This is a genomic window from Streptomyces sp. NPDC033174 (genome assembly GCF_055577795.1).
This window is the reverse complement of the sequence record NZ_JBVIPQ010000001.1, coordinates 725,423-750,443: the sequence shown is the minus strand read 5'-3', so window position 1 is coordinate 750,443 and position 25,021 is coordinate 725,423. Positions and strand designations below refer to the sequence as shown.

At 72.6% G+C, this 25,021-nt stretch carries 24 protein-coding genes; 11 read left to right on the top strand and 13 right to left on the bottom strand.

Annotated elements, in window-relative coordinates:
• Positions 1-455 precede the first annotated feature (455 nt).
• Positions 456-1,472: an ArsR/SmtB family transcription factor gene (locus ACZ5VC_RS03505; protein ID WP_469118435.1), complete on the top strand. Its 1,017-nt coding sequence runs from the start codon at positions 456-458 to the stop codon at positions 1,470-1,472.
• Here the strand turns inward: ACZ5VC_RS03505 and ACZ5VC_RS03500 are convergent.
• Positions 1,442-2,596, bottom strand: coding sequence for an alkaline phosphatase PhoX (locus tag ACZ5VC_RS03500; protein ID WP_469118434.1), 1,155 nt, complete (start codon positions 2,594-2,596; stop codon positions 1,442-1,444). The genes ACZ5VC_RS03505 and ACZ5VC_RS03500 overlap by 31 nt on opposite strands.
• Positions 2,597-2,897: 301 nt before the next feature.
• Between ACZ5VC_RS03500 and ACZ5VC_RS03495 the strand changes: the two genes are divergently transcribed.
• Entirely contained in the window at positions 2,898-3,308 is a 411-nt protein-coding gene (locus tag ACZ5VC_RS03495; protein WP_469118433.1) for a VOC family protein, read from the top strand.
• A 12-nt stretch (positions 3,309-3,320) separates the two neighbouring features.
• On the opposite strand, the gene ACZ5VC_RS03490 is transcribed toward ACZ5VC_RS03495, so the two are convergent.
• The 6 genes from ACZ5VC_RS03490 to ACZ5VC_RS03465 all read right to left on the bottom strand — a co-directional run bounded on the left by ACZ5VC_RS03490 (position 3,321) and on the right by ACZ5VC_RS03465 (position 9,891).
• Positions 3,321-4,253 carry an oxidoreductase gene (locus ACZ5VC_RS03490; RefSeq protein ID WP_469118432.1) on the bottom strand — a complete coding sequence of 311 codons (933 nt, stop codon included), beginning with the start codon at positions 4,251-4,253 and terminating at the stop codon, positions 3,321-3,323.
• 69 nt (positions 4,254-4,322) lie between these two features.
• Entirely contained in the window at positions 4,323-5,120 is a 798-nt protein-coding gene (locus ACZ5VC_RS03485) for an SDR family NAD(P)-dependent oxidoreductase (protein ID WP_469118431.1), read from the bottom strand.
• Between the two features lie 114 nt (positions 5,121-5,234).
• Entirely contained in the window at positions 5,235-5,819 is a 585-nt protein-coding gene (locus ACZ5VC_RS03480; protein WP_469118430.1) for a TetR/AcrR family transcriptional regulator, read from the bottom strand.
• Positions 5,820-5,865: 46 nt separating this feature from the next.
• On the bottom strand, positions 5,866-6,192 hold the full coding sequence (gene nirD / locus ACZ5VC_RS03475; RefSeq protein ID WP_469118429.1) for a nitrite reductase small subunit NirD: 327 nt from the start codon (positions 6,190-6,192) through the stop codon (positions 5,866-5,868).
• Complete coding sequence (nirB, locus tag ACZ5VC_RS03470) at positions 6,189-8,702, bottom strand: nitrite reductase large subunit NirB (protein ID WP_469118428.1); 2,514 nt, start codon at positions 8,700-8,702, stop codon at positions 6,189-6,191. Before nirB ends, nirD begins: the two co-directional genes overlap by 4 nt.
• Position 8,703: 1 nt before the next feature.
• Positions 8,704-9,891, bottom strand: a complete 1,188-nt coding sequence (locus ACZ5VC_RS03465; protein WP_469118427.1) for an NAD(P)/FAD-dependent oxidoreductase — start codon at positions 9,889-9,891, stop codon at positions 8,704-8,706.
• Positions 9,892-10,115: 224 nt separating this feature from the next.
• Here ACZ5VC_RS03465 and ACZ5VC_RS03460 point away from each other — a divergent pair, with 224 nt between their 5' ends.
• On the top strand, positions 10,116-10,892 hold the full coding sequence (locus ACZ5VC_RS03460; RefSeq protein WP_469118426.1) for a sulfite exporter TauE/SafE family protein: 777 nt from the start codon (positions 10,116-10,118) through the stop codon (positions 10,890-10,892).
• A gap of 45 nt (positions 10,893-10,937) precedes the next feature.
• Here ACZ5VC_RS03460 and ACZ5VC_RS03455 read toward each other — a convergent pair whose 3' ends face one another.
• From ACZ5VC_RS03455 to ACZ5VC_RS03445, 3 genes are all read right to left on the bottom strand, one after another.
• Entirely contained in the window at positions 10,938-11,555 is a 618-nt protein-coding gene (locus ACZ5VC_RS03455; RefSeq protein ID WP_469118425.1) for a class F sortase, read from the bottom strand.
• Between the two features lie 103 nt (positions 11,556-11,658).
• A complete protein-coding gene (locus tag ACZ5VC_RS03450; protein WP_469118424.1) occupies positions 11,659-12,225 on the bottom strand; it encodes a hypothetical protein in 567 nt (188 codons plus the stop codon).
• Positions 12,226-12,443: 218 nt separating this feature from the next.
• Entirely contained in the window at positions 12,444-13,214 is a 771-nt protein-coding gene (locus tag ACZ5VC_RS03445; protein ID WP_469118423.1) for an aminotransferase class IV, read from the bottom strand.
• 136 nt (positions 13,215-13,350) lie between these two features.
• On the opposite strand from ACZ5VC_RS03445, the gene ACZ5VC_RS03440 reads away from it, so the two are divergent.
• From ACZ5VC_RS03440 to ACZ5VC_RS03425, 4 genes are all read left to right on the top strand, one after another.
• Positions 13,351-13,959, top strand: a complete 609-nt coding sequence (locus tag ACZ5VC_RS03440) for an NADPH-dependent FMN reductase (protein WP_469118924.1) — start codon at positions 13,351-13,353, stop codon at positions 13,957-13,959.
• Positions 13,960-14,088: 129 nt separating this feature from the next.
• Positions 14,089-15,261 carry a DUF418 domain-containing protein gene (locus ACZ5VC_RS03435; RefSeq protein WP_469118422.1) on the top strand — a complete coding sequence of 391 codons (1,173 nt, stop codon included), beginning with the start codon at positions 14,089-14,091 and terminating at the stop codon, positions 15,259-15,261.
• Positions 15,262-15,397: 136 nt separating this feature from the next.
• Positions 15,398-15,721, top strand: a complete 324-nt coding sequence (cutA, locus tag ACZ5VC_RS03430; protein ID WP_469118421.1) for a divalent-cation tolerance protein CutA — start codon at positions 15,398-15,400, stop codon at positions 15,719-15,721.
• A complete protein-coding gene (locus tag ACZ5VC_RS03425; RefSeq protein ID WP_469118420.1) occupies positions 15,718-16,152 on the top strand; it encodes a gamma-glutamylcyclotransferase family protein in 435 nt (144 codons plus the stop codon). The genes cutA and ACZ5VC_RS03425 overlap by 4 nt, the downstream gene beginning before the upstream one ends.
• Here the strand turns inward: ACZ5VC_RS03425 and ACZ5VC_RS03420 are convergent.
• The 3 genes from ACZ5VC_RS03420 to ACZ5VC_RS03410 form a co-directional block, all read right to left on the bottom strand.
• On the bottom strand, positions 16,112-18,193 hold the full coding sequence (locus ACZ5VC_RS03420; RefSeq protein WP_469118923.1) for a molybdopterin oxidoreductase family protein: 2,082 nt from the start codon (positions 18,191-18,193) through the stop codon (positions 16,112-16,114). The genes ACZ5VC_RS03425 and ACZ5VC_RS03420 overlap by 41 nt on opposite strands.
• Before the next feature lie 177 nt (positions 18,194-18,370).
• Positions 18,371-19,108, bottom strand: coding sequence for a SanA/YdcF family protein (locus tag ACZ5VC_RS03415; RefSeq protein WP_469118922.1), 738 nt, complete (start codon positions 19,106-19,108; stop codon positions 18,371-18,373).
• A gap of 80 nt (positions 19,109-19,188) precedes the next feature.
• On the bottom strand, positions 19,189-19,926 hold the full coding sequence (locus tag ACZ5VC_RS03410) for an aquaporin (protein ID WP_469118419.1): 738 nt from the start codon (positions 19,924-19,926) through the stop codon (positions 19,189-19,191).
• Positions 19,927-20,327: 401 nt separating this feature from the next.
• Between ACZ5VC_RS03410 and ACZ5VC_RS03405 the strand changes: the two genes are divergently transcribed.
• From ACZ5VC_RS03405 to ACZ5VC_RS03390, 4 genes are all read left to right on the top strand, one after another.
• Positions 20,328-21,068 (top strand): hypothetical protein, encoded by a 741-nt coding sequence (locus ACZ5VC_RS03405; protein WP_469118418.1) that lies wholly within the window; start codon positions 20,328-20,330, stop codon positions 21,066-21,068.
• 147 nt (positions 21,069-21,215) lie between these two features.
• A complete protein-coding gene (locus ACZ5VC_RS03400) occupies positions 21,216-22,157 on the top strand; it encodes a sirohydrochlorin chelatase (RefSeq protein ID WP_469118417.1) in 942 nt (313 codons plus the stop codon).
• A 42-nt stretch (positions 22,158-22,199) separates the two neighbouring features.
• Entirely contained in the window at positions 22,200-23,513 is a 1,314-nt protein-coding gene (locus ACZ5VC_RS03395; protein WP_469118416.1) for a deoxyguanosinetriphosphate triphosphohydrolase, read from the top strand.
• A gap of 184 nt (positions 23,514-23,697) precedes the next feature.
• A complete protein-coding gene (locus tag ACZ5VC_RS03390) occupies positions 23,698-24,957 on the top strand; it encodes an NAD(P)/FAD-dependent oxidoreductase (protein WP_469118415.1) in 1,260 nt (419 codons plus the stop codon).
• Positions 24,958-25,021 lie beyond the last annotated feature (64 nt).

The following is a 25,021-nucleotide window of genomic DNA, read 5'->3' as shown; positions in this document are numbered from 1 at the left end:
TGTCCCGCCCCGTAGTCATTCGTCCGGTTTCAGAAATGTCAGTTCCTGTTCAGTCCCGGCCGGTTGAATTGTGGTCTGTTGAAGACCAGAAGATGTCCGTTGAACTCCGGACCATTTCTCGGGGGTATTGGCGGAGGTCGATTTCCGCCATTCGTCCCGCAAAGAATGGTGGGGGCGCGGCCGCCGGATCCCCACCCGGCGGCCGCGCCCATTACCGCTGTCGGGCAAGTGAGCCGCAACCTTCGCCGACCGCCGCCGGACGCGCAAAGCCCCCCACGGTCTTCACGACGTCACCTCGGTCCTGAAGGTTTCCTGCCCGACGCCGTACAGCCTTTCGGTTTGCGCCCGGTCTCCGCGATGCGTTTCAACTGTGGCTGAAACACCCTGGTAACGTCCTGTGATGGCGTGCATACTCTTCGACGGGGGTGATTGCGGGTGCAACAGGTGGGGGTTCAATGCTTCGGATTCATTTCACTGGTGAAGACCTTGCCGGTGTCCGTATGGCCGCCCGGCCGGATGTGTTGTGGGAAACGATTCTGAGCTTTCACCGGTTAAGGGACCGGCGAGGCCCGATGGTGTTCGGGGAATGGCGCTCCGAAACGCGCACGCGGTTGAACGGTGAAACACGACTGCTCGGCGCACTCGTGCCGACGCGTGGCTATTTCCCCGACTTTCTGACACCGCCGGAGGGCGTCCTCGGCCTCGACGAGGGCCTCCAGGCGCTGCGCGCCACCCCGCCGGCCCGGCTCCACGCGGAACTGGCCCTGCTGGCCTCGGACCGCTATGGGACGCGCGTCCTGCCCTCGCCGCTCTCCTCGCTCGCCGAGGGCTGCACGGCGCCGCTGAGCCGCCTCCTGGGCGCGCTGCGCAGCTACCACCGGGCCGCCATCGAGCCGTACTGGCCCTACATCCAGGCCCGCGTGGACGCGGACCGGGCCGTCCGGGGCCGGGCCGTCCTGGACGGCGGAGCCGACGAACTGCTGGCCTCGCTCCCGCCGATGCTCCGCTGGCAGGCCCCCGTCCTGGAGGCCGACTACCCCGTCGACCGCGACATCCATCTGGACGGGCGCGGGCTGCTGCTCCAGCCCTCGTACTTCTGCCGGGGCACGCCGGTGATGTACCGCAACCAGGAGCTCCAGCCGGTCCTGGTCTATCCGATCACCCACACCGACGCCCCGGTGTGCAGCGAGCCGGGCGGCCCCTCCCTCGGCAAGCTCGTCGGCCACACCCGCTCCGCCGTGCTCCACGCCATCGGCGACGGCGGCACGACCAGCGAACTGGCCCGCAGGGCCGGGGTGTCGCTCGCCTCGGCGAGCCAGCACGCCGGGGTGCTGCGCGATGCCGGCCTGGTGGTCACCCTGCGGCACGGCAACTCGGTCCTGCACACGCTGACCCCGCTGGGCGCCGCCCTGCTCGGGGCGGGCGCCCAGCGGGACCCCTGTTACGCGCGGAACGGCCCGGTCACCTCGTAGGTGATGCCGCCGGACGAACTGCCGGTGGTGCCACGCTGGCTGGAGAAGTACAGCCGGTTGCCGGCCGGCGAGAAGGCCGGGCCGGTGATCTCGGAGCCGGACTGGCCGCTGATCCGGAGGAACGGCGCGACGATGTCGTCGGGCGTGATGACGCAGATCTCCATGTTGCCGCCGTCCTCGGCGACGAAGAGGTCACCGGAGGACGTGCCGGTGATGTTGTCGACGCCGGTGAGCGGAGCGGTGCCGGAGACCAGCGAGTCGTCGTAGGCCAGCTCGTAGGTGCTGTTCGAGAGGTTGACCTGCCAGACGCGGTTGTCGCCCTTGGTGGTGAACCAGACGGTGTTGTTCGCGTAGTAGCAGCCCTCGCCGCCGTTGAACCGCTTGGCGCCGGAGACCTGGTCGCGGGTGACGGTGGGGGAGCCGTCCGGGTCCGGCACGGTCTGCCAGGTGAAGGAACCGGAGGTGCCGGTGCCCGCCTTGAAGACCTGGAGCGTGCCGGTGGACAGGTTGCCCCATGTGGTGGGGATGAACCGGTAGAAGCAGCCGTTCGTCTCGTCCTCGGTCAGGTAGATCACCTGACGGACGGGGTCCGCGGCGGCCGCCTCGTGCTTGAACCTGCCCATCGCGTCCCGGCGGGTGCTGGTGCCGCCCCACGGGTCGGTCTCGTAGACGGAGCCGAGGGACACCTCCTCGCACGACAGCCAGGTGTTCCACGGCGTGGCGCCGCCCGCGCAGTTCTGCCGGGTGTTGGAAAGGATGCGGTAGGCGCCGGTGATCGTGCCGGAGGAGTTGAACTTCACCGCGCTCGCGCCGCCACCGGGGTTGATCTCCGAGTTGGAGACGTAGATCCAGCCGCTGCCGTCGGCGAAGCAGGCGCCGCCGTCAGGGGCGTTGTGCCAGGTGTACGAGGTACCCGGGACCGTCTGGCCGGACCGGGCCATCACCCGGCTGGTGAACCCGCTGGGCAGCTGGATACCGTTCGCGTCCGCCGCGCCGAGCGCTCCGTACGGACCCGTTCCGGGCTGGGCGGGAGCCGCGAAGGCGGCCCCTCGCCACAAGGTGCCGCCGAAGGCGGCTGCCGACGTGCCGATGACCGCTCCGCGCAGGAAACTGCGTCGCTCCACGTCTCACTCCAGAGGGGGTGGTGACCGCCCCGCCGCACCGGTCGGCGGCGGGGTCGCGCGCTTCCGGAACCTAGGAGTACGGAATTGACGGTGCAGCAACAGCCGGTGAAGGGGAAGCGTCGGGTCGCGGTCACTGCCGCGGAGCGCCCCGCCGGGGTCAGGATGCCGACGGGGGCACGCGCCCGTCCCGGGGCCCTTCCTGGAACCTCAAAAAAATCTTCCGGGCAGCGATGAGTTTCGCTCCGGCCTCCCGTCTACCCCTTCGTAAGCAACACGCAGACCAGGGAAGAGAGACGGAACCATGCCTCAGATGATCTTCGTGAACCTGCCCGTGAAGGACCTCGACGCCTCGAAGGCCTTCTGGGGCAAGCTCGGCTACTCCTTCAACCCGCAGTTCACCGACGAGACCGCCGCCTGTCTGGTCATCAGCGACACCATCTTCGCGATGCTCCTGACCGAGCCCAAGTTCAAGGAGTTCACCAAGCCCGGCAAGGAGATCGCCGACGCGACGACGACCACCGAGGTGCTTCTCGCCCTGAGCGCCGAGAGCCGCGAGAAGGTCGACGAGCTCGTCGACGGCGCCCTTGGCGCGGGTGGCTCCGCGGCGAAGGACCCGATGGACTACGGCACGATGTACGGCCGTTCCTTCACGGACCCGGACGGGCACCACTGGGAGGTCATGTGGATGGACCCGTCCGCGATCCAGGGCTGAACGGAACCGGCCTCAGGCCTTGAGCCTCTCGTACGTCACGCCGGTGAGCTGCTCGGACGCGATCCAGAGCCGCTCGCCGGCGACGTCGTTCAGCGTCCACTTCGCCCGCCACGAGGGCGCCGGAGCGCCCCGCCACAGCAGGAACGACGGCCCGGTGAAGGAGTCCGGCCGCACCCCGCGGGCGGTGGCCGCGTACAGCGTCGGCAGCGCGCCCGACTCCGCCGGCTGGGCGATGATCCGGTTGCCGAGCTCCACGATCCGCTCAGCGGCCCGGCGGCCCTCCATCCGGACACCGGCGGTCTGGAGGTTGGTCGACGCGTAGCCGGGGTGGGCCGCCGCCGCGATCACGTCCGCGCCGGCCGTCTTCAGCCGCCGCGCCAGTTCGTGGGTGAAGAGCAGGTTGGCCGTCTTCGAGCGGCCGTAGGCGACCCAACGGCGGTAGCGCCGCTCGCTGTTGAGATCCCCCATGTCGATGTTGGCGAGGGCGTGCAGCCCGCTGGACACGGTCACCACCCGGGCCTCCGCCGCGCCGAGGAGCCGGGGGAGCAGCAGCCCGGTGAGCGCGAAGTGCCCCAGGTGGTTGACGCCGAACTGCGTCTCGAAGCCGTCCGCGGTGCGTCCGTACGGCAGGGCCATCACGCCCGCGTTGTTGATGAGCAGATCGAGCCGCTCGTACGGGAACGAGCCCGCGAAGTCCCGGACGGAACCCAGGTCTGCCAGATCCAGCGGCTTGAACTCCACCCGGGCGGTGGGGACGTCCCGGCGAATGGCCGCCACGGCGGCGTTGCCCCGGGCCTCGCTGCGGCACGCGAGCACGACCCTCGCCCCGCGCCGGGCGAGCTCGCGCGCGGTGACGAGCCCTATGCCGCTGTTGGCGCCGGTGACCACGGCGGTACGGTCGCCCTGGTCGGGGATCTTGCCTATGTGCCAGCCGGTCGGGGCCATGCGGACCTCCTCGTTCTTACTGTCCAGTAGGAAGGAGCTCCGCACAGCCTACGGCCGCCCCCGGCGCCGTCAGGCGGAGGCTCCGCCGTCGATCACCAGGTCCGTGCCGACCACCGACCCGGCGTCCTCCGACGCCAGGTAGAGCACCGCGGCGGCGACCTCGCCGCCGGTCGAGATCCGTCCGAGCGGCGACTGTTCCTTCATCCGTACGGCGCGCTCGGCGTCCGTCTCGCCGGGCAGGAGCGACATCGACGAGTCGGCGGGGCCCGGGCTGACCGCGTTGATCCGGATGCCGTCCGCGACGTGGTCCAGGGCGGCGGCGCGGGTGAGCGCGGAGACGGCGGCCTTGGAGACGGCGTAGCCGGCGAGGCCCGGACGGCGGGTGTGGGCGCCGAGGTTGGAGGCGATGTTCACGATGGCGCCGCCGCCGTTGGACCGCATATGGGCGACCTCGGCCTGCAGGGAGAGCAGGACGCCGGTGACGTTGATGTCGAGGAGCGTCCGCCAGTCCTCCTCGGGGAGGTCCGCCACCGGCTGCCCGCCGCGGAAGACCCCGGCGTTGTTGACGGCGACGTCGAGGCCGCCGAACCGTTCGGCGGTCCGCCGCACCAGCTCCCGTGCGTCCCCGGAACGGGACACGTCGGCGGTGAACGCGGCGGCGGCCCCGCCCGCCTCCTCGATCAGGGCGACCGTCTCGGCCAGCGGCCCGGCGCCGCGGCCGGCGACCGCCACCGACGCGCCCTCGTCGGCGAAGGACAGGGCGATCGCGCGGCCGAGACCGGTACCGCCGCCGGTGACGAGGACGGTCCTGCCCTGGAAGCGGGCGGACGGGCGGGCGGACGAATGGGCGGACGGGCGTGCGGACATGGTGACAACTCCCCGAATCATGGGGGCCCGAGATCGGACCCTCTCTTATTTGACCGTACGTTCCAATATGAAGGCAGAAAGAAACGGCGCCGCAGCGCCGTTCCGGCAAGCCGTTCAGTCCAGCAGTTCCAGCGCCTGCTCCGCCGCCTCCCGCACGCGTGCGGGGTCCGTCGAGGCCTTGCCGACCAGCCGGATGCCCTGGAGGAGAACCAGCAGCATCCGGGCCAGCGCCTGCGGGTCGCGGCCCTCGGGCAGCTCGCCCCGGGCCCGGGCCCGGACGAGCGCCGAGTGCAGCAGTGTCTCGATCTGCTCCCAGCTCCGCTCCACCCGGCGGGCCGCACTCGCGTCGTGCGGCCCCAGCTCCGCCGCCGTGTTGGTGATGAAACAGCCGGTCAGGCGCAGGTCGTCGGCCGCGGCCTCGGCGGCGAACCGGCGCACCACCGCACGTACGGCGGGCAGCGCCGGCCCCGGCCGGGACAGCTCCTCCATCAGCAGCGGATCGTTCAGCCGGAGGTAGCGGTCCATCGCCTTCAGATACAGCTCGTGCTTGTTGCCGAAGGTCGCGTAGATGCTGGCGCGGCCGATCCCGAGGTGCTCGACGAGGTCCGACATCGTCGTCGCCTCGTAGCCGCGCCGCCAGAACAGTTCGAGCGCTGACTGGAGCGCGGCGTCCGGATCGAATTCCTTGGTCCTGGCCACGCCGTGACTCTAGATCGAATTGGAACGATCGGTCAAGGAAGGGTGGTTATACCGTCCGCACCTCGAACACCTCGACCGAGACCTCCTCGTCGTCCAGGCATCTGCCCGTCTCCAGGTCGAAGCGCTGCTTCAGCAGCGGCGACGCCACGAACGGGCGCCCCGACACCGAGCCGAGCAGCCCCCGCGAGAGCACCTGCGCGCCCGTGAACGGATCGCGGTTGTCGATCGCGTACGCCCGCCCCGACCGGTCCACGAAGAGCGCTGCCTGCCGCCCGTCCGGCAGCAGCGCCGCCACCCCGCGGCCCGGTGTCAGCCGGGACTCCTCGCAGATGGTGAGCCAGTTGTCGGAGGCGTGGGAGAGCTGAAGAGTCATCGCGCGGAAACCCCTTCCAGGGTGAGGATGGTGAGGTCGGGCTTGATCTGGTCGCGCTCCGGCACGAACCGGACCGACGGGTCCGGCGCGTCCGGCGCGTTGACGAAGGAGACGAAGCGGCGCAGCCGGTCCGGGTCGTCCAGGGTCTGCGCCCACTCGTCCTGGTAGCCGTCGACGTGCGCGGCCATCAGGGACTCCAGCTCGTCGCAGAGCCCCAGGGAGTCGTGGACCACGACGTCCCGGAGGTGGTCCAGGCCGCCCTCCAGCCGCTCCAGCCAGGTGGAGGTGCGCTCGAGCCGGTCCGCCGTACGGATGTAGAACATCAGGAACCGGTCGATCAGCCGCACCAGTTCGGCGTCCGAGAGGTCCTGCGCGAGGAGGTCGGCGTGGCGCGGGGTCGCGCCGCCGTTGCCGCCCACGTAGAGGTTCCAGCCGCTCGCCGTGGCGATCACCCCGAAGTCCTTGGACTGGGCCTCCGCGCACTCACGGGCACAGCCCGAGACCGCCGACTTGAGCTTGTGCGGGGAGCGCAGGCCCCGGTAGCGCAGCTCCAGGTTGATCGCCATCTTCACCGAGTCCTGCACGCCGTAGCGGCACCAGGTCTGTCCCACACAGGACTTCACCGTGCGCAGCGACTTGCCGTACGCGTGGCCGGACTCGAAACCGGCGTCCACCAGCCGCGTCCAGATCGCCGGCAGCTGCTCCACCCGGGCGCCGAACATGTCGATCCGCTGACCGCCCGTGATCTTGGTGTAGAGGCCGAAGTCGCGGGCCACCTCGCCGATCACGATCAGCTTCTCCGGAGTGACCTCGCCGCCGGGGATGCGCGGCACCACCGAGTACGAACCGTTGCGCTGCAGGTTCGCCAGGAAGTGGTCGTTGGTGTCCTGGAGCGAGGCCTGCTCGCCGTCCAGGATGTAGCCGTTGTTGAGGCTGGCCAGGATCGAGCCGACGGTCGGCTTGCAGATCTCGCAGCCCTCACCGCCACGCGCCTCCGGCCGCCCGTGCGAGTCCAGGAGCGCGGCGAACGAGGTCAGCCGCAGCGTGCGGGTGATCTCGTACAGCTCGCTGCGGGTGTACGAGAAGCAGGCGCACAGACCGCTGTCGGCGGGCGCCGGGAGCAGCTGACCGATCAGCTTCACACAACTGCCGCAGCCCGTACCGGCCTTGGTGCACTTCTTCACCTCGGGCATCGAGGAGCAGGCCGTGATCGCCTTCTTGGTCACGTTGTGGCAGCTGCAGATCACCGCGTCGTCGGGCAGCGCGGACGGGCCGAGCGCCACGGGCGCTCCCGCGCCGGCCGGCAGCACCAGCTGCTCGGGGGAGACCGGCGGGACGGACCCGGTGAGCGGGCGCAGCATCCCGTACGCGTCGGCGTCACCGACCAGTACACCGCCGAGCAGCACGCCGTCGCCGTCCACGACCAGCTTCTTGTAGATACCGGAGCGGGAGTCCGAGTAGACGACGTCCAGGCAGCCCTCCGCCGTGCCGTGCGCGTCGCCGAACGACGCCACGTCCACGCCGAGCAGCTTCAGCTTCGTCGACATGTCGGCACCCGTGAACGCGTGCTCCTCGGCCGCGGCGATCGTCGCGGCGGCCGTCTGCGCCATCTCGTAGCCCGGCGCGACCAGGCCGTAGACCTTGCCGTCCGAGGCCAGCGCGCACTCGCCGATGGCGTACACCGCCGGGTCCGACGTACGGCACTGCTCGTCGACCGCGATACCGCCGCGCTCGCCGACCGCCAGACCGCAGTCGCGGGCCAGCTGGTCCCGGGGCCGCACACCCGCCGAGAAGACGACCATGTCGGTCTCCAGCTCGGAGCCGTCCGACAGCCGCATCGCGGTGACCGTGCCGTCGGCCGTCAGGACCTCCTGGGTGCCCGTGCCGGTGTGGACGGTCAGCCCCATCTGCTCGATCGTGCGCAGCAGCGCCGCGCCACCGCCCTCGTCGACCTGCACCGGCATCAGCCGGGGCGCGAACTCGACGATGTGCGTCTCCAGGCCGAGGCCCTTCAGGGCGCCCGCCGCCTCCAGACCGAGCAGACCGCCACCGACCACCGCGCCGACCTTCGACGTCTTCGCGAACTCCTCGATCGCGAGGAGGTCCTCGATGGTGCGGTAGACGAAACAGCCGCGCGCGTCCTTGCCGGGCACCGGCGGGACGAACGGGTACGAGCCGGTCGCCAGCACCAGCGTGTCGTAGGTGAAGGACCGCCCCGAGCGGGAGACGACCGTGCGGCTCTCCCGGTCGACGGTCTCGGCCGGGTCGTCCAGATACAGCTCGATCCCGTGCCGCTCCATGAAGTCGCCCTCGACCATCGAGAGGTCGTCCGGGGTCTTCCCGTCGAAGTACGAGGTCAGCTTGACCCGGTCGTACGCCGGGCGCGGCTCCTCGCAGAGCACCACGACACGGGCCCGCTCGGTGACACCGCGGTCCGCGAGGGCCTCCAGGAACCGCTGGCCGACCATCCCGTGGCCGACCAGGACGATGGTGGGGGTGTTCACGGTCATCTCAGGACCCTCCGTCATGGGTGAGCAGGTGGAGCAGGGGAGCTTCGGGCAGGGCCTCGTCGCCCTCCCAGGCCCGGGCGAGCGCCCCGACCGCGGCGAGATCGCCGAGAAGTACACCGCCGACCAGCCGGTCGCCACGGACGACGACCTTCCGGTAGGCGCGGCGGGTGGCGTCGGTCAGCTGGACGACGTCGTCGCCCGGCTGCGCCGTGGCCTCGCCGAACGCGGCGAGGTCCAGCGCCTCGGGCCCGCCGAGAGTGAGCCGGGTCAGCGCCCGGGTGCCGGCGTAGGCGGGGCCGCCGTCGCCGGTCAGTACGGAGACCAGCGCGTCGGCCTGTTCCAGCGCGGGGCCGGCCAGGCCGTAGACCCGGCCCTGGTGCTCCGCGCAGTCGCCGACGGCGTGGATGAACGGATCCGAGGTGCGCAGCTCGTCGTCGACGACGACGCCGGTACGGACGTCCAGCCCCGCGTCCCGGGCGAGACCCACGCGGGGCCGTACCCCGCAGGCCAGGACGACGACCTGGGCGTCCAGGACGAACCCGTCCGCCAGCTCCACGGCCGTGACCGCGCCGTCGCGCTGCCGCAGCCCGCTCACCCGGCACTCCGTGTGCACCTCGACGCCGAGCGATTCGACGTGGGAGCGCAGGAGGGCCGAGGCCTGCTCGTCCAGCTGGCGCTCCATCAGCCGCTCGCCCTGCTGCGTCAGGACGACCTCCGCGCCGCGCGCCGCCAGCGCCCGGGCGGCGGACACCCCGAGCAGACCGCCGCCGACGACGACCGCCCGCACCCCGGGGCGCACCAGCGCCCGGAGCTCCAGGCAGTCGTCGAGCGTGCGGAACGGATGGACCCCCTCGGGCAGCCTGCTGCCGCGCAGACCGCGCAGCGGCGGCAGCACCGGGTTGGAACCCGTCGCCAGGACCAGCCGGTCGTAGCCGACCGTGCTGCCGTCGGCGCAGTGCACCACCCGGGCCTCCCGGTCGATGCGCTCCGCCCGCACGCCGTGCCGTACCGGCTCCAGGGGCGCCGGCAGGGCGATCACCTCCGGCGCGTACCGTCCGGCCAGGACGTCGGCCAGCAGCACCCTGTTGTAGGGCGCGTGCGGCTCTTCGCCGAGGAGGGTGACCGGCAGGCGCTGGGCGAGCCGGGCGCCCGCCGTCCCGCCGCCGACCACCACGATCCGTGTACTCATACCCGCAGCGTGCGGGGTCGGTGTTACCCGACGGCATCCCGTCTGTTTCCCGTACGGAACGCTGACCTCAACCGCCGTCCACCCGGGATGTGAGGGACATCGACCGGACAGCGCTGCCCGGGACCGCCGCGGCCGCCGTGCCGCGGCCCCGCAGCCTCAGGCGTACCTCAACTCTCACCGAGATCGATGGACGGCACACTCATCGTCTCCCTAGGCTCGCGGTCATGCCTGACATGTCGCTGACCACCGTCGTCCTGCTGTGTCTCGCCGCCCTCGTGGCCGGCTGGATCGACGCGGTGGTCGGCGGCGGCGGGCTGCTCCTGCTGCCGGCGCTGCTGCTGGGCATGCCGCACGTGCCGGCCGCCCAGATCCTCGGCACCAACAAGGCCGTGTCCATCGTCGGTACGTCCGGCGCCGCCGTGACCTATGTGCGCAAGGCGCCCGTCCAGGTGGGGACGGCGGTACGGATCGGTCTCGCCGCGCTCGCCGGATCCATGACCGGGGCCTTCTTCGCGGCCGGGATCAGCAGCGAGGTGCTGCGGCCGGTCATCATGGTCGTCCTGCTGGGCGTGGCCGCGTTCGTGATGCTGCGGCCGTCCTTCGGGACCGGCGAGGACAAGGGCCCGGCGACCCGGGCCAGGGTGATCGCCGCGATCGTCCTGGTCGGCGGGGGCATCGGTTTCTACGACGGCCTCGTCGGCCCCGGCACCGGCACCTTCCTGGTCCTCGCGCTGACCGCCGTGCTCCATCTCGACCTGGTGACCGCCTCCGCGACCGCCAAGATCGTCAATGTGTGCACCAACGCGGGGGCGCTGGCGATGTTCGCGTACCAGGGGACCGTGCTGTGGCAGCCGGCGGCGGTGATGGCGGTCTTCAACCTGACCGGCGGGATGATCGGCGCGCGCATGGCCCTGCGCAAGGGTGCGGAGTTCGTGCGCGGGGTCCTGCTGTTCGTGGTCTTCTCGCTGGTCGCGAAGCTCGCCTTCGACCAGTGGGCGTAGGGACGGGCGCGGGGCCGGCGCACGCCGGGGGGCCCGGGACGCGTCCTAGCGCACCCCGATGAGATGCGCGAAGGCCACGACGTTGCCCTGGTAGCCGGACTTCTTGGAGAAGCCGCCGCCGCAGGTGATCACCCGTAGCTCGGCGCGGTCGGCCTGTCCGTACACCTTCTCGTCCGGAAAGGCGTCGTTCTCGTACACCTCGACGGCGTCGATGGTGAAGACGGCGGTGCGGCCGTCCACGCGGTCCACCTCGATGCGGTTGCCCTTCTGCAGCGCCCCGAGCGCGTAGAAGACGGCCGGTCCCCGGGCGTTGTCGACATGGCCCGCGACGATCGCCGTGCCCTTGGCGCCGGGTGGGGTGCCGTCCTTGTACCAGCCGGCCAGATTGCGGTTGCCGGCCGGCGGCACCTCCAGCCGGCTGCTCCCGTCGAGCCCCAGGCGCATCACCGGGGCGTCGACGTCGATCTTCGGGATGCGCAGCCGGTACGGCGGCGACGGAGGCAGCGGGTCGGCGGCCGCCTCCGTGTGCAGTTCGGGGCCCGCGGCGAAGGCCTGGGCGGCGGACGGGACGGGCGGGGTCACGTCGTGGGAGCCGTTCTGGACCAGCCAGAGACCGACGCAGACGGCGGCCGCTATGCCCCAGCCCTTGTTCTTGGTGGTCACGGTCGGGGTCCTCCGGGGGTGATCCGGGTGTGGCCCCGCCCCCGCCGGGCCGGGGGGCGCGCAGCGGGGGCGGGGCGGCGGTACGCGGGACGGAAGGTCCCGGCTAGTGGCCCTGCGCGCCGCTCGCCCGGCGGCGCAGGAGCCAGGTACCGCCGACGGCGGCAGCGGCCAGTACGGCCACGCCCGCCGCGATCTGGGTGGTGTCCGGGCCGACGCTGCCGCCGACTCCGGTGCTCACATGGCCGCTGGGGCCGTGGTGGCGGACCACCAGCTCGCCGCTCGCCCGCTTGCCGTTGTCGCACTCGACGGTGATGCGGTGGGTGCCGCCCTCGGCGTGGTGCGGGACCGTGAACTGGCCGGCCACGACCTCCTTGTGCATGCTCGGCGACAGCTGGAACCGGCCCGCGTCGAGTCCGTGGACCTCACCCACGCCGTGGCCGTTCTTGCCGCAGGCGGTGGTGTTCACGGTGATGCGCGTGCCCGGGGAGGCGGTCGAGGGGAAGACCTCGAGCCCCTCGTGCTTCCCGGTGCGGTCCTCCGCCTCGTGGTTCCCGGTGCGGTCCTCCTCGTGGTCTCCTGCGTACGCCACGGGCGCGGCGACCGCGACCAGGGCGCAGAACGGTAGGAGCGCCGACGCGGTACCGGTCAGCAGGCGGGTGGTGGTGCGCATGGAATCCTCCGGGGCGCGCGTTTTCGGGCGGTGTCCTCTCCACGAGATAAGGCCGGGCACAGCGTCCGCGCCTGCTGATGGAGGGTCAGATCCGCCGACGGAGACGGCGTGTCGCCCTGGACGCGGCGCGTTTCCGCAGGTGGGAGCGAGTTACGAAGCGTCAGCTACGCTCCCGCGCCGAACGGGTGACAGGGCCGCGCCCTTTCCGCCCCGCCCGCTCAGATCTCGTCCCACTCCACCGACTCGTACGCCGCGTAGACCCGCTTCATCAGGTCCTCGTCCACCTCGTACGTCACCCCGTCGATCCTCCGCACCGGTGCGATCCCCCGGGCGTTCGTCACGAACGCCGCACGGAAGGACGGGAGGTCCGACAAGGTCACCGGGGCGTGGGCCGAGGGGAGGAGGGGCTCCAGGAGGGCCATCGTGATGCCGCGCAGGGACGGGGCGTCCGGCCAGATCACCGAGGTGCCGTCCCAGAAGGCGATGTTGGTGATCGAGCCCTCGGAGATCACGCCGTCGGGGCCCGTCAGCAGCGCCTCGTCGAAGCCGGCGCGCTCCGCCTCGGTGCCGTAGTAGAGCTGGCCGAAGCCGCCCAGATGCTTGATGTGGGGGACGGGCCGCTGGTACGGCACGGACATCAGGCTCCGCGGCTCCCGGCCCGTCGTCACCGGCTCGCGGACCGTCACCACCGGCAGTACCTCCCCGTCCGGCCGCCGGTACACATGGACCCGGGTGGCCGCGTCCCGGCGGTCCGCCGCCGCCATGGCCTGCCGGACGAGCGCGCGCACCCGCCCGCCGTCCAGGCCCGTGCCGAAGAGCTCCCGGGTGGCCGCGTCCAGCCGGGCCAGGTGGAGGTCGAGGCCCCGGACCCGCCGGTCCCTCACCTGCATCGCCGTGAAATGCCCGTAGCCGCTCTGCGCGACACCGAAGAGCTCGGCCTCGCCCACGGCCCTGCCGTCGGCCTCGATGTATACGGATGCGGTCGTCATGGCCCCCACCGTACGACCGCCGTTCGGCACGCCGAGCGGATCTTTCCAAGAGCCGCTTGACCTCAACCAAACTTGAGGAACGAGTCTCTTCCCCATGACCACGCACACCGTGCCGACGCGCACCACGCCCGCGCCCATGTCCACGACGACCTCCACGTCCGCCACCCCCGCCCCGCCCACCCTCGCCGTCATCGTCGCGAGCACCCGCGAGGGCCGCTTCGCCCCCGTCATCGCCGACTGGTTCCTCTCCCGGACCGGCGAACGCACCGACTTCGCCGTCGACCTCATCGACCTCGCGGACATCGACCTGCCCCCGGCGCCCTCCCACAACCCCGGCCCCGGCGTCCGTGCCGAACTGGAGAAGGTGAGCCCCCGGCTCGCCGCCGCCGACGCCTTCGTCGTCCTCACCCCCGAGTACAACCACTCCTTCCCGGCCTCCCTGAAGAGCCTCATCGACTGGCACTACAGCGAATGGCAGGCCAAGCCCGTCGGGTTCGTGTCCTACGGCGGGATCTCCGGAGGCCTGCGCGCCGTCGAGCAACTGCGCCAGGTCTTCGCCGAGATGCACGCCGTCACCGTCCGCGACACCGTCTCCTTCCACCACGCGCACTCCCACTTCGGACCCGACGGGCGGCACAAGGACCCCGAAGCCGCCAATGCCGCTGCCACCGCCATGCTCAACCAGCTCGGCTGGTGGGCGAGGGCACTGAGCGAGGCCAAGTCCGCCCGCGCCTACGCCGCGTGAAGGGAATCCGGGCCGGGTGCCGCCCGCCTTGAGAAGGAGGCCGCCGGGGCCGCGCTGCATCCTTCGGCGCAGCGCGGTCTCGTCTCCGCTCACGACGATCTCCGCGCGCGGCGCCGGGACGATGGGTGCATGACCGAGACTCTGCGCCCGAAGCCAGCAACCACTCTTGTTAGTAAGGCAGTTGGGCGCCTGCCATTGCTCGACGTACTGCGCGGCGCGGCCATCCTCGGCACCCTGATGACCAACGTCTGGATCTTCACCGCCCCGGGCTCCGAGTGGGGCCTCGTGGAGAACGCGACCGGGGCGGAGCCCTTCTCGGCCCAGGGGGTCTTCCGGCTCGCCGCCGACGGCAAGTTCCTGTCCCTGCTCACCGTCCTCTTCGGAGTCGGCCTCGCCCTCCAGTACGACTCCGCCGCCCGGCGCGGAGAGCCCTGGCCGGGCCGCTACCGGTGGCGGGCGCTCTTCCTCTTCACCGAGGGCACCGCGCACTTCGTCCTCGTCTTCGCCTGGGACGTCCTGATGGGGTACGCCGTCACCGCCCTCCTCGTCGCCTGGCTGCTGGCCCGCACCGAGCGCGTGAGGCGGGTGGCGATGTGGTGCGCGGGCGGCTTCCACCTCGCGGTGATGGCCCTGCTCACCCTGGCATTGGCCGGGGAGTCCGACACCGGCCCGGACCCGGACGACGAGGGCGCGGTCGCGCTCTACGCCCACGGCGGCTACCTCGACCAGATCGCCTTCCGTCTCGACCACGCCCTCGCCCTGCGCATCGAGCCGGTGATCTCCTTCGGGCTGCTCGTCTTCCTCTTCCTGCTCGGCGTGCGCCTCCACCGGGCCGGAGCGTTCGGCGCGGACGCCGCCGGCCGCCGGATCCGCGTCAGGATGCTCCGCTGGGGCCTCGGCGTCGGCGTGCCGCTGAACGTCGCCACCGCCGCGGGCGGCTCCGACTTCTTCCTGCTCGGCCGCTATGTCGCCGCCCCGGTCGTGGCTCTCGGCTACATCGGCCTGATCGGCGTGCTCCTCGACCGCGCCCGAGGCACCGGGATCCTCACCAGCGGTCTGACCGCGGTCGGCCGCACCTCCCTCTCCTGCTACGTCGCCCAGAACGTGCTGTCCATGCTCGCCTGCTACGGCATCGGCCTGGGTCTCGCCGCACGCCTGGGCGAGGACGGCAGCCCGTGGTGGGTGATGGGACTGTGGGCGGCGGTCTGTCTCGTCCTCGTGACCGGCGCGAGCCTCTGGCTGCGCCGGTTCGACCACGGCCCGCTCGAGGCTCTCCAGCGGTGGGTGCTGCGGCGCGGCTAGCGGACGGCCCGGGGCTGCGAGCGGCGGGCGCCCGGCCGTGCGTACGGTGAAGGCGGGGCGACCCGCCCGCTGAACCCGCCGCCCGGGCCGCCCCGGAGGCGAACCGAGCCCCGAAGGACGAAGAAGGAGCGCGCCCGTGACGCTGGCCCTGACCGTACTCACCACCACCGACAGCGCGGCCAAGGCCGAGGAACTGGCCCGTGGCGCCGTGGAGGCGCGGCTCGCCGCCTGCGCGCAGATCACCGGACCCGTCACCTCGATCTTCCACTGGCAGAAGGCGATCGAGACCAGCGAGGAGTGGCAGGTGACCCTGAAGACGACGGACGCCTGTTACGACGATCTGGAGGCCCATCTCGTCGCCGCGCACGACTACGAGACCCCGGAGATCATCGCCACGCCGGTGGTCCGCGCGAGCGCCGCCTACCTCGCCTGGCTCCAGGCGGAGACCGTCGCCAGGTGACCGGTCCCGAACTGCCGTTCTTCGTCTACGGAACACTGCGCCCGGGCGAGCACAACCACGACCGCTTCCTGCGGGGCCGTACGGCGGGCGAGGAGCCGGCCACGCTGCCGGGAGCGCAGCTGTACGACGGCCCCGGCTACCCGTACGCGCTCCCGGGCCCCGGGGAGGTCAGGGGTGAGCTGGTGACCGCCGCGCCCGGCGCGTACGCCTCCCTGCTCTCCGTACTCGACGCCCTGGAGGAGTACTTCGGGACCGGGCATCCGCTCAATCTGTACGAGCGGCAGGCGCGGGACGTCGTCCGGGACCGGGACGGCGCGGCCGTCCGCGCCTGGGTGTACTTCGCGGCGCCCGGGGCGGCCCTCGGCCCGCTCATCCCGGGCGGTGACTGGGTCACCCGCGCGCGGCCTCCAGGCGCACCGCGCACACCTTGAACTCCGGCATCCGCGAGACCGGGTCGAGCGCCGGATTGGTCAGGGTGTTGGCGCGGCCCTCGCCCGGCCAGTGGAACGGCATGAAGACCGTGTCGGGCCGGATGTTCGTGGTGATCCGGGCGGGGGCCACGGCCCGGCCCCGCCGTGACACCACGGCGACGGAGTCGCCCTCGGCGACTCCGAGGCGTTCGGCGAGCCGGGGGTGGAGCTCCACGAAGGGGCCGGGGGCCGCCGCGTTGAGCTCGTCGACGCGGCGGGTCTGCGCGCCGGACTGGTACTGGGAGACGACGCGGCCGGTCGTCAGCACGACCGGGTACTCCGCGTCGGTCTCTTCGGCGGCCGCCCGGTGGACCACGGGAACGAACCGGGCCCGCCCGTCAGCCGTGGCGAACCGGTCCAGGAAGAGCCGGGGCGTCCCCGGGTGGTCCGGCTCGGGGCAGGGCCAGAAGACCCCGTCCTCCTCGGCGATCCGGCGGTAGCTGATGCCGGAGTAGTCGGCGGGGCCGCCGGCGGAGGCGCGGCGCAGCTCCTCGAAGACCTCCTCCGGGTCGGTCGGGAAGCCCTTCTCCCGGCCGAGGAGGGCGGCGAGCCCGTTGAGTACCTCCAGGTCGGTGCGGACTCCGTCGGGCGGGGTGATCGCCCGCTGCCGCAGCAGGACGCGACCTTCCAGGTTCGTGGTCGTACCGGTCTCCTCGGCCCACTGGGTCACCGGCAGGACGACATCGGCCAGTTCCGCCGTCTCCGAGAGGACCACGTCCGCGACGGCCAGGAAGTCCAGGGAGCGCAGACGTCCCTCGATGTGCGCGGCGCGAGGCGCGGAGACGACCGGGTTGGAGCCCATCAGCAGCAGCGCCTTCACGTCACCGCCGAGGGCGTCGAGGAGTTCGTAGGCGCTGCGGCCCGGGCCCGGCAGTGACTCGGGGGGCACGCCCCACACCTGGGCGACGTGCTCGCGGGCGGCGGGGTCGTCGAGCTTGCGGTAGCCGGGGAGCTGGTCGGCCTTCTGGCCGTGCTCGCGGCCCCCCTGGCCGTTGCCCTGGCCGGTGAGGCAGCCGTAGCCGGACAGCGGGCGGCCCGCCTTGCCGGTCGCCAGGCAGAGGTTGATCCAGGCGCCGACGGTGTCGGTGCCCTTGGACTGCTGCTCGGGGCCGCGCGCGGTGAGGACCATGCCGGTGGGGGCGTCGCAGAACATGTGGACGGCGTCGCGCAGCCGGGGGACCGCGATGCCGGTGATGCGTTCGACCAGCTCGGGCCAGTGGGCCATCGCGCCGGACCGGGCGGCCTCCCAGCCGTCCGTACGGGCGGCGATGAACTCCTCGTCCGTACGCCCCTCGGCCACCACCAGGTGCAGCATCCCCAGCGCGAGCGCCAGATCGGTGCCGGGGCGCGGCGCGAGATGGAGATCGGCCTGCTCGGCGGTGCGGGTGCGACGCGGGTCGATGACGATCAGCTTGCCGCCGTTGGCCTTCAGCTCGGTGAGGTAGCGCAGGGCGGGGGGCATCGTCTCGGCCAGGTTGGAGCCGACGAGGATCACGCAGCCGGTGCGGGGGATGTCCTCCAGCGGGAACGGGAGCCCCCGGTCGAGGCCGAAGGCGCGCTGGTGGGCGGCGGCGGCGGAGGACATGCAGAAGCGTCCGTTGTAGTCGATCTGCGAGGTCCCGAGGACGATCCGGGCGAACTTCCCGAGCGCGTACGCCTTCTCGTTCGTGAGCCCGCCGCCCCCGAAGACGCCCACGGCGTCGGCCCCGTGCCCGTCCCGGGTCCGTCGCAGTCCCTCGGCGACCGCGCCGAGGGCCTCCTCCCAGGTGGCCGGTTCGAGCCTGCCTGTGTCAGGGCATCGGACCAGGGGCCCGGTCAGCCGGACCTGGGAGGAGAGCACAGCGGGCGCCGTCCGCCCCTTGCCGCACAGCGCGCCCCGGTTGACGGGGAAGTCGGTGCGCTCGACCACCTCGACGGGCAGCGCCCCTTCGGTGGGGCGCAGCGACATGCCGCACTGAAGGGCGCAGTAGGGACAGTGCGTGGGGGTGGTGACCTGGGGCATGACGGGCATACCAGCGAGCGTGCGACGCGAGTGTTACGCCCGTGGTAGCGCCTGATTACGACCCCGGTACGTCGTACTCCACGCCGGGAGGGGGCGGGGGTGAGGATTCCCCCGGCCGAGGGCGCCGGGAGTGGCGGCGGTCAGGGCACGGCCGGGGGACGGCGGATACGACGGCGGTCAGCGCGTGTCCGACGCCAGCGCCTCCGTCACGCCCGGCTCCTCGCGGCCCAGGAAGTGCGGTTCCGGCCGGAGGGCCGCGTCCACGGCCGCTTTGCCCGCCGCCGCGAGTTCCCGGACGCCGCCGTAGTACCAGACCGAGTCGTGCGGCTCGGTGACGCCGACGCCGTACGCGTCCACCCCCGCCGCCCCGCAGAGCGCCACCGCGCGGCGGATGTGGAAGCCCTGGGTCACCAGGACCGCCCGCTCCACCCCGAAGATCTTCTTCGCGCGGACGCAGGAGTCCCAGGTGTCGAAGCCCGCGTAGTCGCTGACGATCCGCCCGTCCGGCACCCCGCGCGCGGTGAGGTACGCGCGCATCGCGTCCGGCTCGTCGTATTCGACCCGGCTGTTGTCACCGGTGACGAGCACGACCCGTACCTTCCCGGCCCGGTACAGCTCGGCCGCCGCGTCGAGCCGGTGTGCGAGGTACGGGGTGGGGCGCCCCTTCCACAGGCCGGCGCCGAAGACCACGGCCACGTCCCGCGCGGGAACGTCCGCGGTGGTGCGCAGGCGGCTGTCGGCGACGGCGTGCATCCAGGTTGCCGGCGCGAGCGCGAGCACGCATCCGGCCATGACGGCCTGGAGGACCCGTCGTTGCGCGCGACGCGTCCGGGGCAGCCGGAGCCGTGGCAGTCGAAGCCGGGGCAGCCGGAGCCGGGGCAGGCCCGGCCCCGGCAGTCCGGGCCCCGGCGTCATCCGTGCCCTGCGTCGCATGTACGAACCTCCTGGTGGTGTCACCCGTCGCCTGCTCCGACGCACCACACACGCGTACGGTTTCAGCCCGCCCCGAGATCGCCGGGCCCCGCCCCGGCAGGATGCCGACGGGCGACGCGCACGGGACCGTACAGCACCGCCGCGAGCCCCGCCCCCAGCGCTCCGCCGACGAACTGCGCGGCGATGAACCCCGGCAGCGAGGCGGGGGCGATCCCGGTGAACGAATCGGTGAACGCCCTCCCCACCGTCGCCGCCGGATTGGCGAAGGAGCCGGAGGAGGTGAACCAGATCGCCGCCGCGATGTACGCGCCCACCGCGACCGGGGCGAGCTGCGCCCGCCCGATCCGCTGGAGCCCCACGATGAGCAGCACCAGACCGGCGGTGGCCACGACCTCGCCGAGCCACAGGTGGCCGGCCGACCGCACCTGGGTGGACCAGACGCCGGGCGTCCGCCCGAACATCGCCTCCGCGAGCAGCGCCCCGCCGACCGCCCCGGCGAGCTGCGCGGCGATGTAGCAGGCGGCGGCGCGCCCGTCGGGTCCGTCCTCGCCGCCGCGCCGCGCCCACCACGCGGAGAGGGTGACGACGGGGTTGAGGTGTCCGCCGGAGACCGGGCCGAAGAGGGCGATGAGCAGCCCGAGCCCGATCGCGGACGCCAGGGAGTTGGCCAGCAGCCGGATGCCGACGTCCTGGCTGAGCGCGCTGGCCTGGATCCCCGAACCGATGACCACGGCGACCAGCGACGCGGTGCCGACCAGTTCGGCGACGACCCGGCGCGGCAGGGCGCGCTGTGTGCTCATGATGGTGTGTCCCCCTCGCTCTTGTTCATGTGGCGGAAAATATATTCCGTTCTTCGGAAAATGTGGAGGGCGCATGGGTGTGTGACGGGGGAGTGGGGGAGACATCGGTCGAGCCGCTCCCCCGGCGCGGGCGTGGCTCCTCGCGCTGGCCGGAGGCGACGGCGTCCCGACGGCGCGCCCGGCCTGCTCTTTTCTGGTCCTCCTTCTCCTCCTGGTCCTTCGGACCGCCGGACGACAGATGCGCGACGAAGCATTCGCGGCCTCGACGCCGGTCGCGTGTCGGCCGAACACGGCCGTCGCGATGGCCGTGGCGCAGGGCCGCCGGATGAGGGGGGCGGATCGGCGGCGCATCGTACGGAGGTCCGGCCCCCGGGCCCGAGACCGTCTGCCATGATCTGTGCATGATCACGGGGAGGGACAGCGACAGGGACCGCGGGGCCGCCGCCCGCAACAACGCCGAGTGGTGCGACGCCATGTGCCGCGCCCACGGCCTGCCGGGCAGCTGGGGCGAGCGCGCCTGGACCACCGCCCGCCGCGCCCCGACGTACTACCCCGACGCCGTGACGCTCACCGCCGACGCCTCCGTACGCGACGTGCTCGGCGCCGTCGACCGGTCGGCGCCCGGCTGCTCGGTCAAGGACAGCTACGCCACGCTCGACCTGGAGGCGGAGGGCTTCACCCTCCTCTTCGAGGCCGAGTGGATCCACCGACCGGCCGGCCTCGCGCTTCCCGCCCCCTCCGCCGCTCAGTGGGGGCCCGTCCGTGCGCCCGGCGAACTCAGCGCCTGGGAAAAGGCCTGGAGCGGCGACGACCCGGAGCTGGCCGGCCTCTTCCGGGCCGCACTCCTCACCGATCCGTCGACGACCGTCCTCGCAGGCCGGGCCGACGGCCGGATCGTCGCCGGCGCGGTGCTCAGCGCCCGCGCGGACTCCCCGGTGGTCGGCGTCTCCAACCTCTTCGCGGCCGACGACACGAGCGCGGCGGCCGACGACGCCTGGGCGGGCTGTCTCTCCGCGGCCGCGTCGCTGCACCCGGACAGGCCCGTGGCCGGTTACGAACACGGCGACGACCTCACCGCCGCCCTCCGCCACGGCTTCACCCCGACGGGCTCCTTGCGGGTCTGGCTCGACACCTCCGCCTGACGCGCCGGCCGAAACGGCCGACACGCCGGCGGCCCCCGCTCCCACGCCCCGCCCCCCACACCCCGCGCCCCCATCGTGTGAGCCCCCGGAAAACACCCGTCACTCCCGCGCAACCGCCACGCAATCTGTGGACGTCAGGATCGGTTCATGACGGAGCCGGTACACCTTCGTGAGTCCCCGTTCCCTCCCGCCGACGACACGTTCGACAGCACCGCCGCGCTGCTCACCCGGATCACCGCGCAGCTCGGCAGCCAGCTGGGCAACGTCCACCTGAACGGAACGCGCAGGCCCATGACCACTCCCCGGCCCGGGTCCGACCGGCCCACCCTCATAGCCGTCGCGCACGGCAGCCGCGACCCCCGTGCCGTCGCCGTCGTGAGCGATCTCCTCGAGCGGGTGCGGGAGCTGCGACCCGGTCTGGACGTCCGGCTCGGGCACATCGAACTGAACGAGCCGCTGCTGCCCGACACCCTCGAAGGCCTCACCGGGGGCGTCGGCGAAGGCCCGGCCGAGGCCGTTCTCGTACCGCTGCTGCTCAGCCGCGGTTACCACGTCAAGCACGACCTGCCCGCCGCGGCCGCCGCCGCCCGCCACGCGCGCGTCCGGATCGCCGCCCCGCTCGGCCCCCACCCGCTGCTCGTCGAGGCGCTCCACGACCGGCTCGCCGAAGCCGGGTGGCGCCCCGAGGACAGCGCCGGCCGCTCCACGGGCGTCGTCCTGGCCGCCGCCGGATCGCGGGACCCCGAGTCGGCCGCCGACACGCGCCGTACGGCAGCGCTCCTGAGCGAACGGCTGGGCGGAGTCCCCGTCGCCGCCGCCTTCGCCTCCGCCGCCGCCCCCACCGTCCCGGAGGCGATCCGCGCCCTCGCCGCCCGTGGACGCCACCGGGTCGCCGTCGCCTCCTACTTCACCGCCCCCGGACTCTTCGCCACCCGCAGCGCCGCGGCCGCGCCCTGGATCGCCGCCGCCCCGCTCGGCGCCCACCCGGCTCTCGCCCGGCTCGTCCTCCACCGCTACGAACAGGCCCTCACCGCCCACCCCGTCGCCGCCCCCCGGGAACTCGCCCCACTGGAACTCGCCAGCGCCTAGTCGTGGGGGAACAGACCCACCGGCTCCGGATACCGTCGGTGCATGGACGGCATGGAAGGCACCACCGAGCACACCGCACCCCCCGAGTACGACGAGGCCGCGACCGAGCGCTGGGCCCCCGAGCCCGACAAACGCCCCGGCCGCACCGCCTTCCAGCGCGACCGCGCGCGCGTGCTGCACTCCGCCGCGCTGCGCAGGCTCGCCGGCAAGACCCAGGTCGTGACACCCGGCTCCCGCAGTCACGTCTGGGACGCGAGCCCGCGTACCCGGCTGACCCACTCCCTGGAGTGCGCCCAGGTCGGGCGCGAGCTGGGGGCCGCCCTCGGCTGCGACCCCGACCTCGTCGAAGCCGCCTGTCTCTCCCACGACATGGGCCACCCGCCGTTCGGGCACAACGGCGAGCAGGCGCTCAACGACGTCGCCAAGGACTGCGGCGGCTTCGAGGGAAACGCCCAGTCACTGAGGCTGCTCACCCGGATCGAGCCCAAACGGTTCGTCGCCGACCCCGCCACCGGCGAACTCGTCAGCGTCGGCCTCAACCTCACCCGCGCCGCGCTCGACGCCGCCACCAAGTACCCCTGGCCGCGCGGCGGCCACCCCGACGACCCCGACTCGTCCAAGTTCGGTGTGTACGAGGACGACCTGCCGGTCTTCGACTGGGTGCGCCAGGGCGCCCCCAAATACCGCAAGTGCTTCGAGGCCCAGGTCATGGACTGGTCCGACGACGTCGCCTACTCGGTGCACGACGTCGAGGACGGCCTGCACGCCGGCCACATCGACCCGAACCTGCTGTACGCCGAGCCCGAGCGCGCCGACATCTTCGCCGTGGCCATCGGCCGGTACGTCCCGGACGACACCGACCCGCAGGAGCTCGCCGAGGCCCTCGACCGGCTCCTCGGACAGCAGTGGTGGCCCCACGGCTACGACGGTTCCGCCGTCGCCCAGGCCCGCCTCAAGGACGCCACCAGCCAACTCATCGGCCGTTTCTGTCTGGCGGCCGAGGGCGCGACCCGACAGGCCCACGGCTCCGGCCGCCTCACCCGCTACTCCGCCGAGCTGGTCGTCCCGCGCGAGACGCGCAACGAGTGCGCCGTGCTCAAGGCGGTCGCCGACCGCTATGTCATGCAACGCGCCGAGCAGGAGGCGCTCCGCGCCGACCAGCGCATCGTCCTCGCCGAACTCGCCGAGGCGCTCACCGCCCGCGCCCCGGACGGCCTGGACCCGCAGTTCCGCGCCCTGTTCGACGCCGCGGGAGACGACCGCGCCCGCAAACGGGTGATCATCGACCACATCGCCTCGCTGACCGACGCCTCCGCCCGTACGCTGCACGCCCGGCTCACGAGCCGGCGCGGATGACCGGCCGGGGTCGGGAACCGGCCATCGGCGCGCCGCCGTGACACGCCCGGAGAGCGGCCCCTCTTCCGCCATCACGCTCCGTGCGGGACGCTCGCCGGTAGCGGCATGACCGGCGAGCGAGCCCGGAACGGAAGGGCTGCGGCGGCGGCGTAGCGTAGAAGCGGGCGCAACGAGGAGGCATCAAGTGGTCGACGCAGATCAGACCTTCGTCATCGTCGGCGGGGGACTGGCCGGGGCCAAGGCGGCGGAGACGCTCCGCGCCGAGGGGTTCAAGGGCCGGGTGATCCTCATCGGTGACGAACGCGACCACCCGTACGAACGGCCGCCCCTGTCCAAGGGGTACCTCTCCGGCAAGGAGGAACGCGACAGCGTCTTCGTCCACGAGCCGGCCTGGTACGCCAGGGCCGAGGTCGAACTGCACCTCGGCCAGCCCGTGACCGCCATCGACCGGGAAGCGCGGACCGTGCGCCTCGGCGACGGCACCCCCATTCGCTACGACAAGCTGCTGCTGGCCACCGGCGCCGAGCCGCGGCGCCTGGACATCCCCGGCACCGGCCTCGCGGGCGTCCACCATCTGCGCCGCCTCGCCCACGCCGACCGGCTGCGCCGCGTGCTGGCCGCGCTCGGCCGCGACAACGGCCATCTGGTCATCGCCGGCGCCGGCTGGATCGGCCTGGAGGTGGCGGCCGCCGCCCGCGGCTACGGCGCCGAGGTCACCGTCGTCGAACCGGCCCCCACCCCCCTGCACCACGTCATCGGTCCGGAGCTCGGCCAGCTCTTCGCCGACATCCACGCCGCCCACGGCGTCCGCTTCCACTTCGGCGCCCAGCTCACCGAGATCACCGGACAGGACGGCATGGTCCTCGCCGTCCGCACCGACGACGGTGAAGAGCACCCGGCCCACGAGGTGCTCGCCGCGATCGGCGCCGCCCCCCGTACCGCCCTGGCCGAGACCGCCGGCCTCGCGCTCGTCGACCGGTCCCACGGCGGCGGCGTCGCCGTCGACGCGAGCCTTCGCACCTCGGACCCCGACATCTTCGCCGCCGGGGACGTGGCCGCCGCCCAGCACCCGCTGCTGAACCTCCGCCTCCGTGTCGAGCACTGGGCCAACGCCCTCAACGGAGGCCCGGCCGCCGCCCGCGCGATGCTCGGCCGACAGGTCTCCTACGACCGTGTCCCGTACTTCTTCTCGGACCAGTACGACCTGGGTCTCGAGTACTCGGGGTGGGCGCCGCCCGGCTCGTACGACCAGGTGCTGCTCCGCGGCGACGTGGGAAAGCGCGAGTTCATCGCCTTCTGGCTGAAGGACCGCCGGGTGCTGGCGGGGATGAACGTGAATGTGTGGGACGTCACAGATCACATCCAGCAACTCATCCGCTCCGGCGCCCCCGTGGACCCCGACGCCCTCGCGGACCCGTCGGTGCCGCTGGACACCCTGATCTGAGGCATCGCCGTCCGGGGTGCTCGGGGGTCCGGGCCCCGAGAGGGTCCGGGCGCCGCACCCCGGG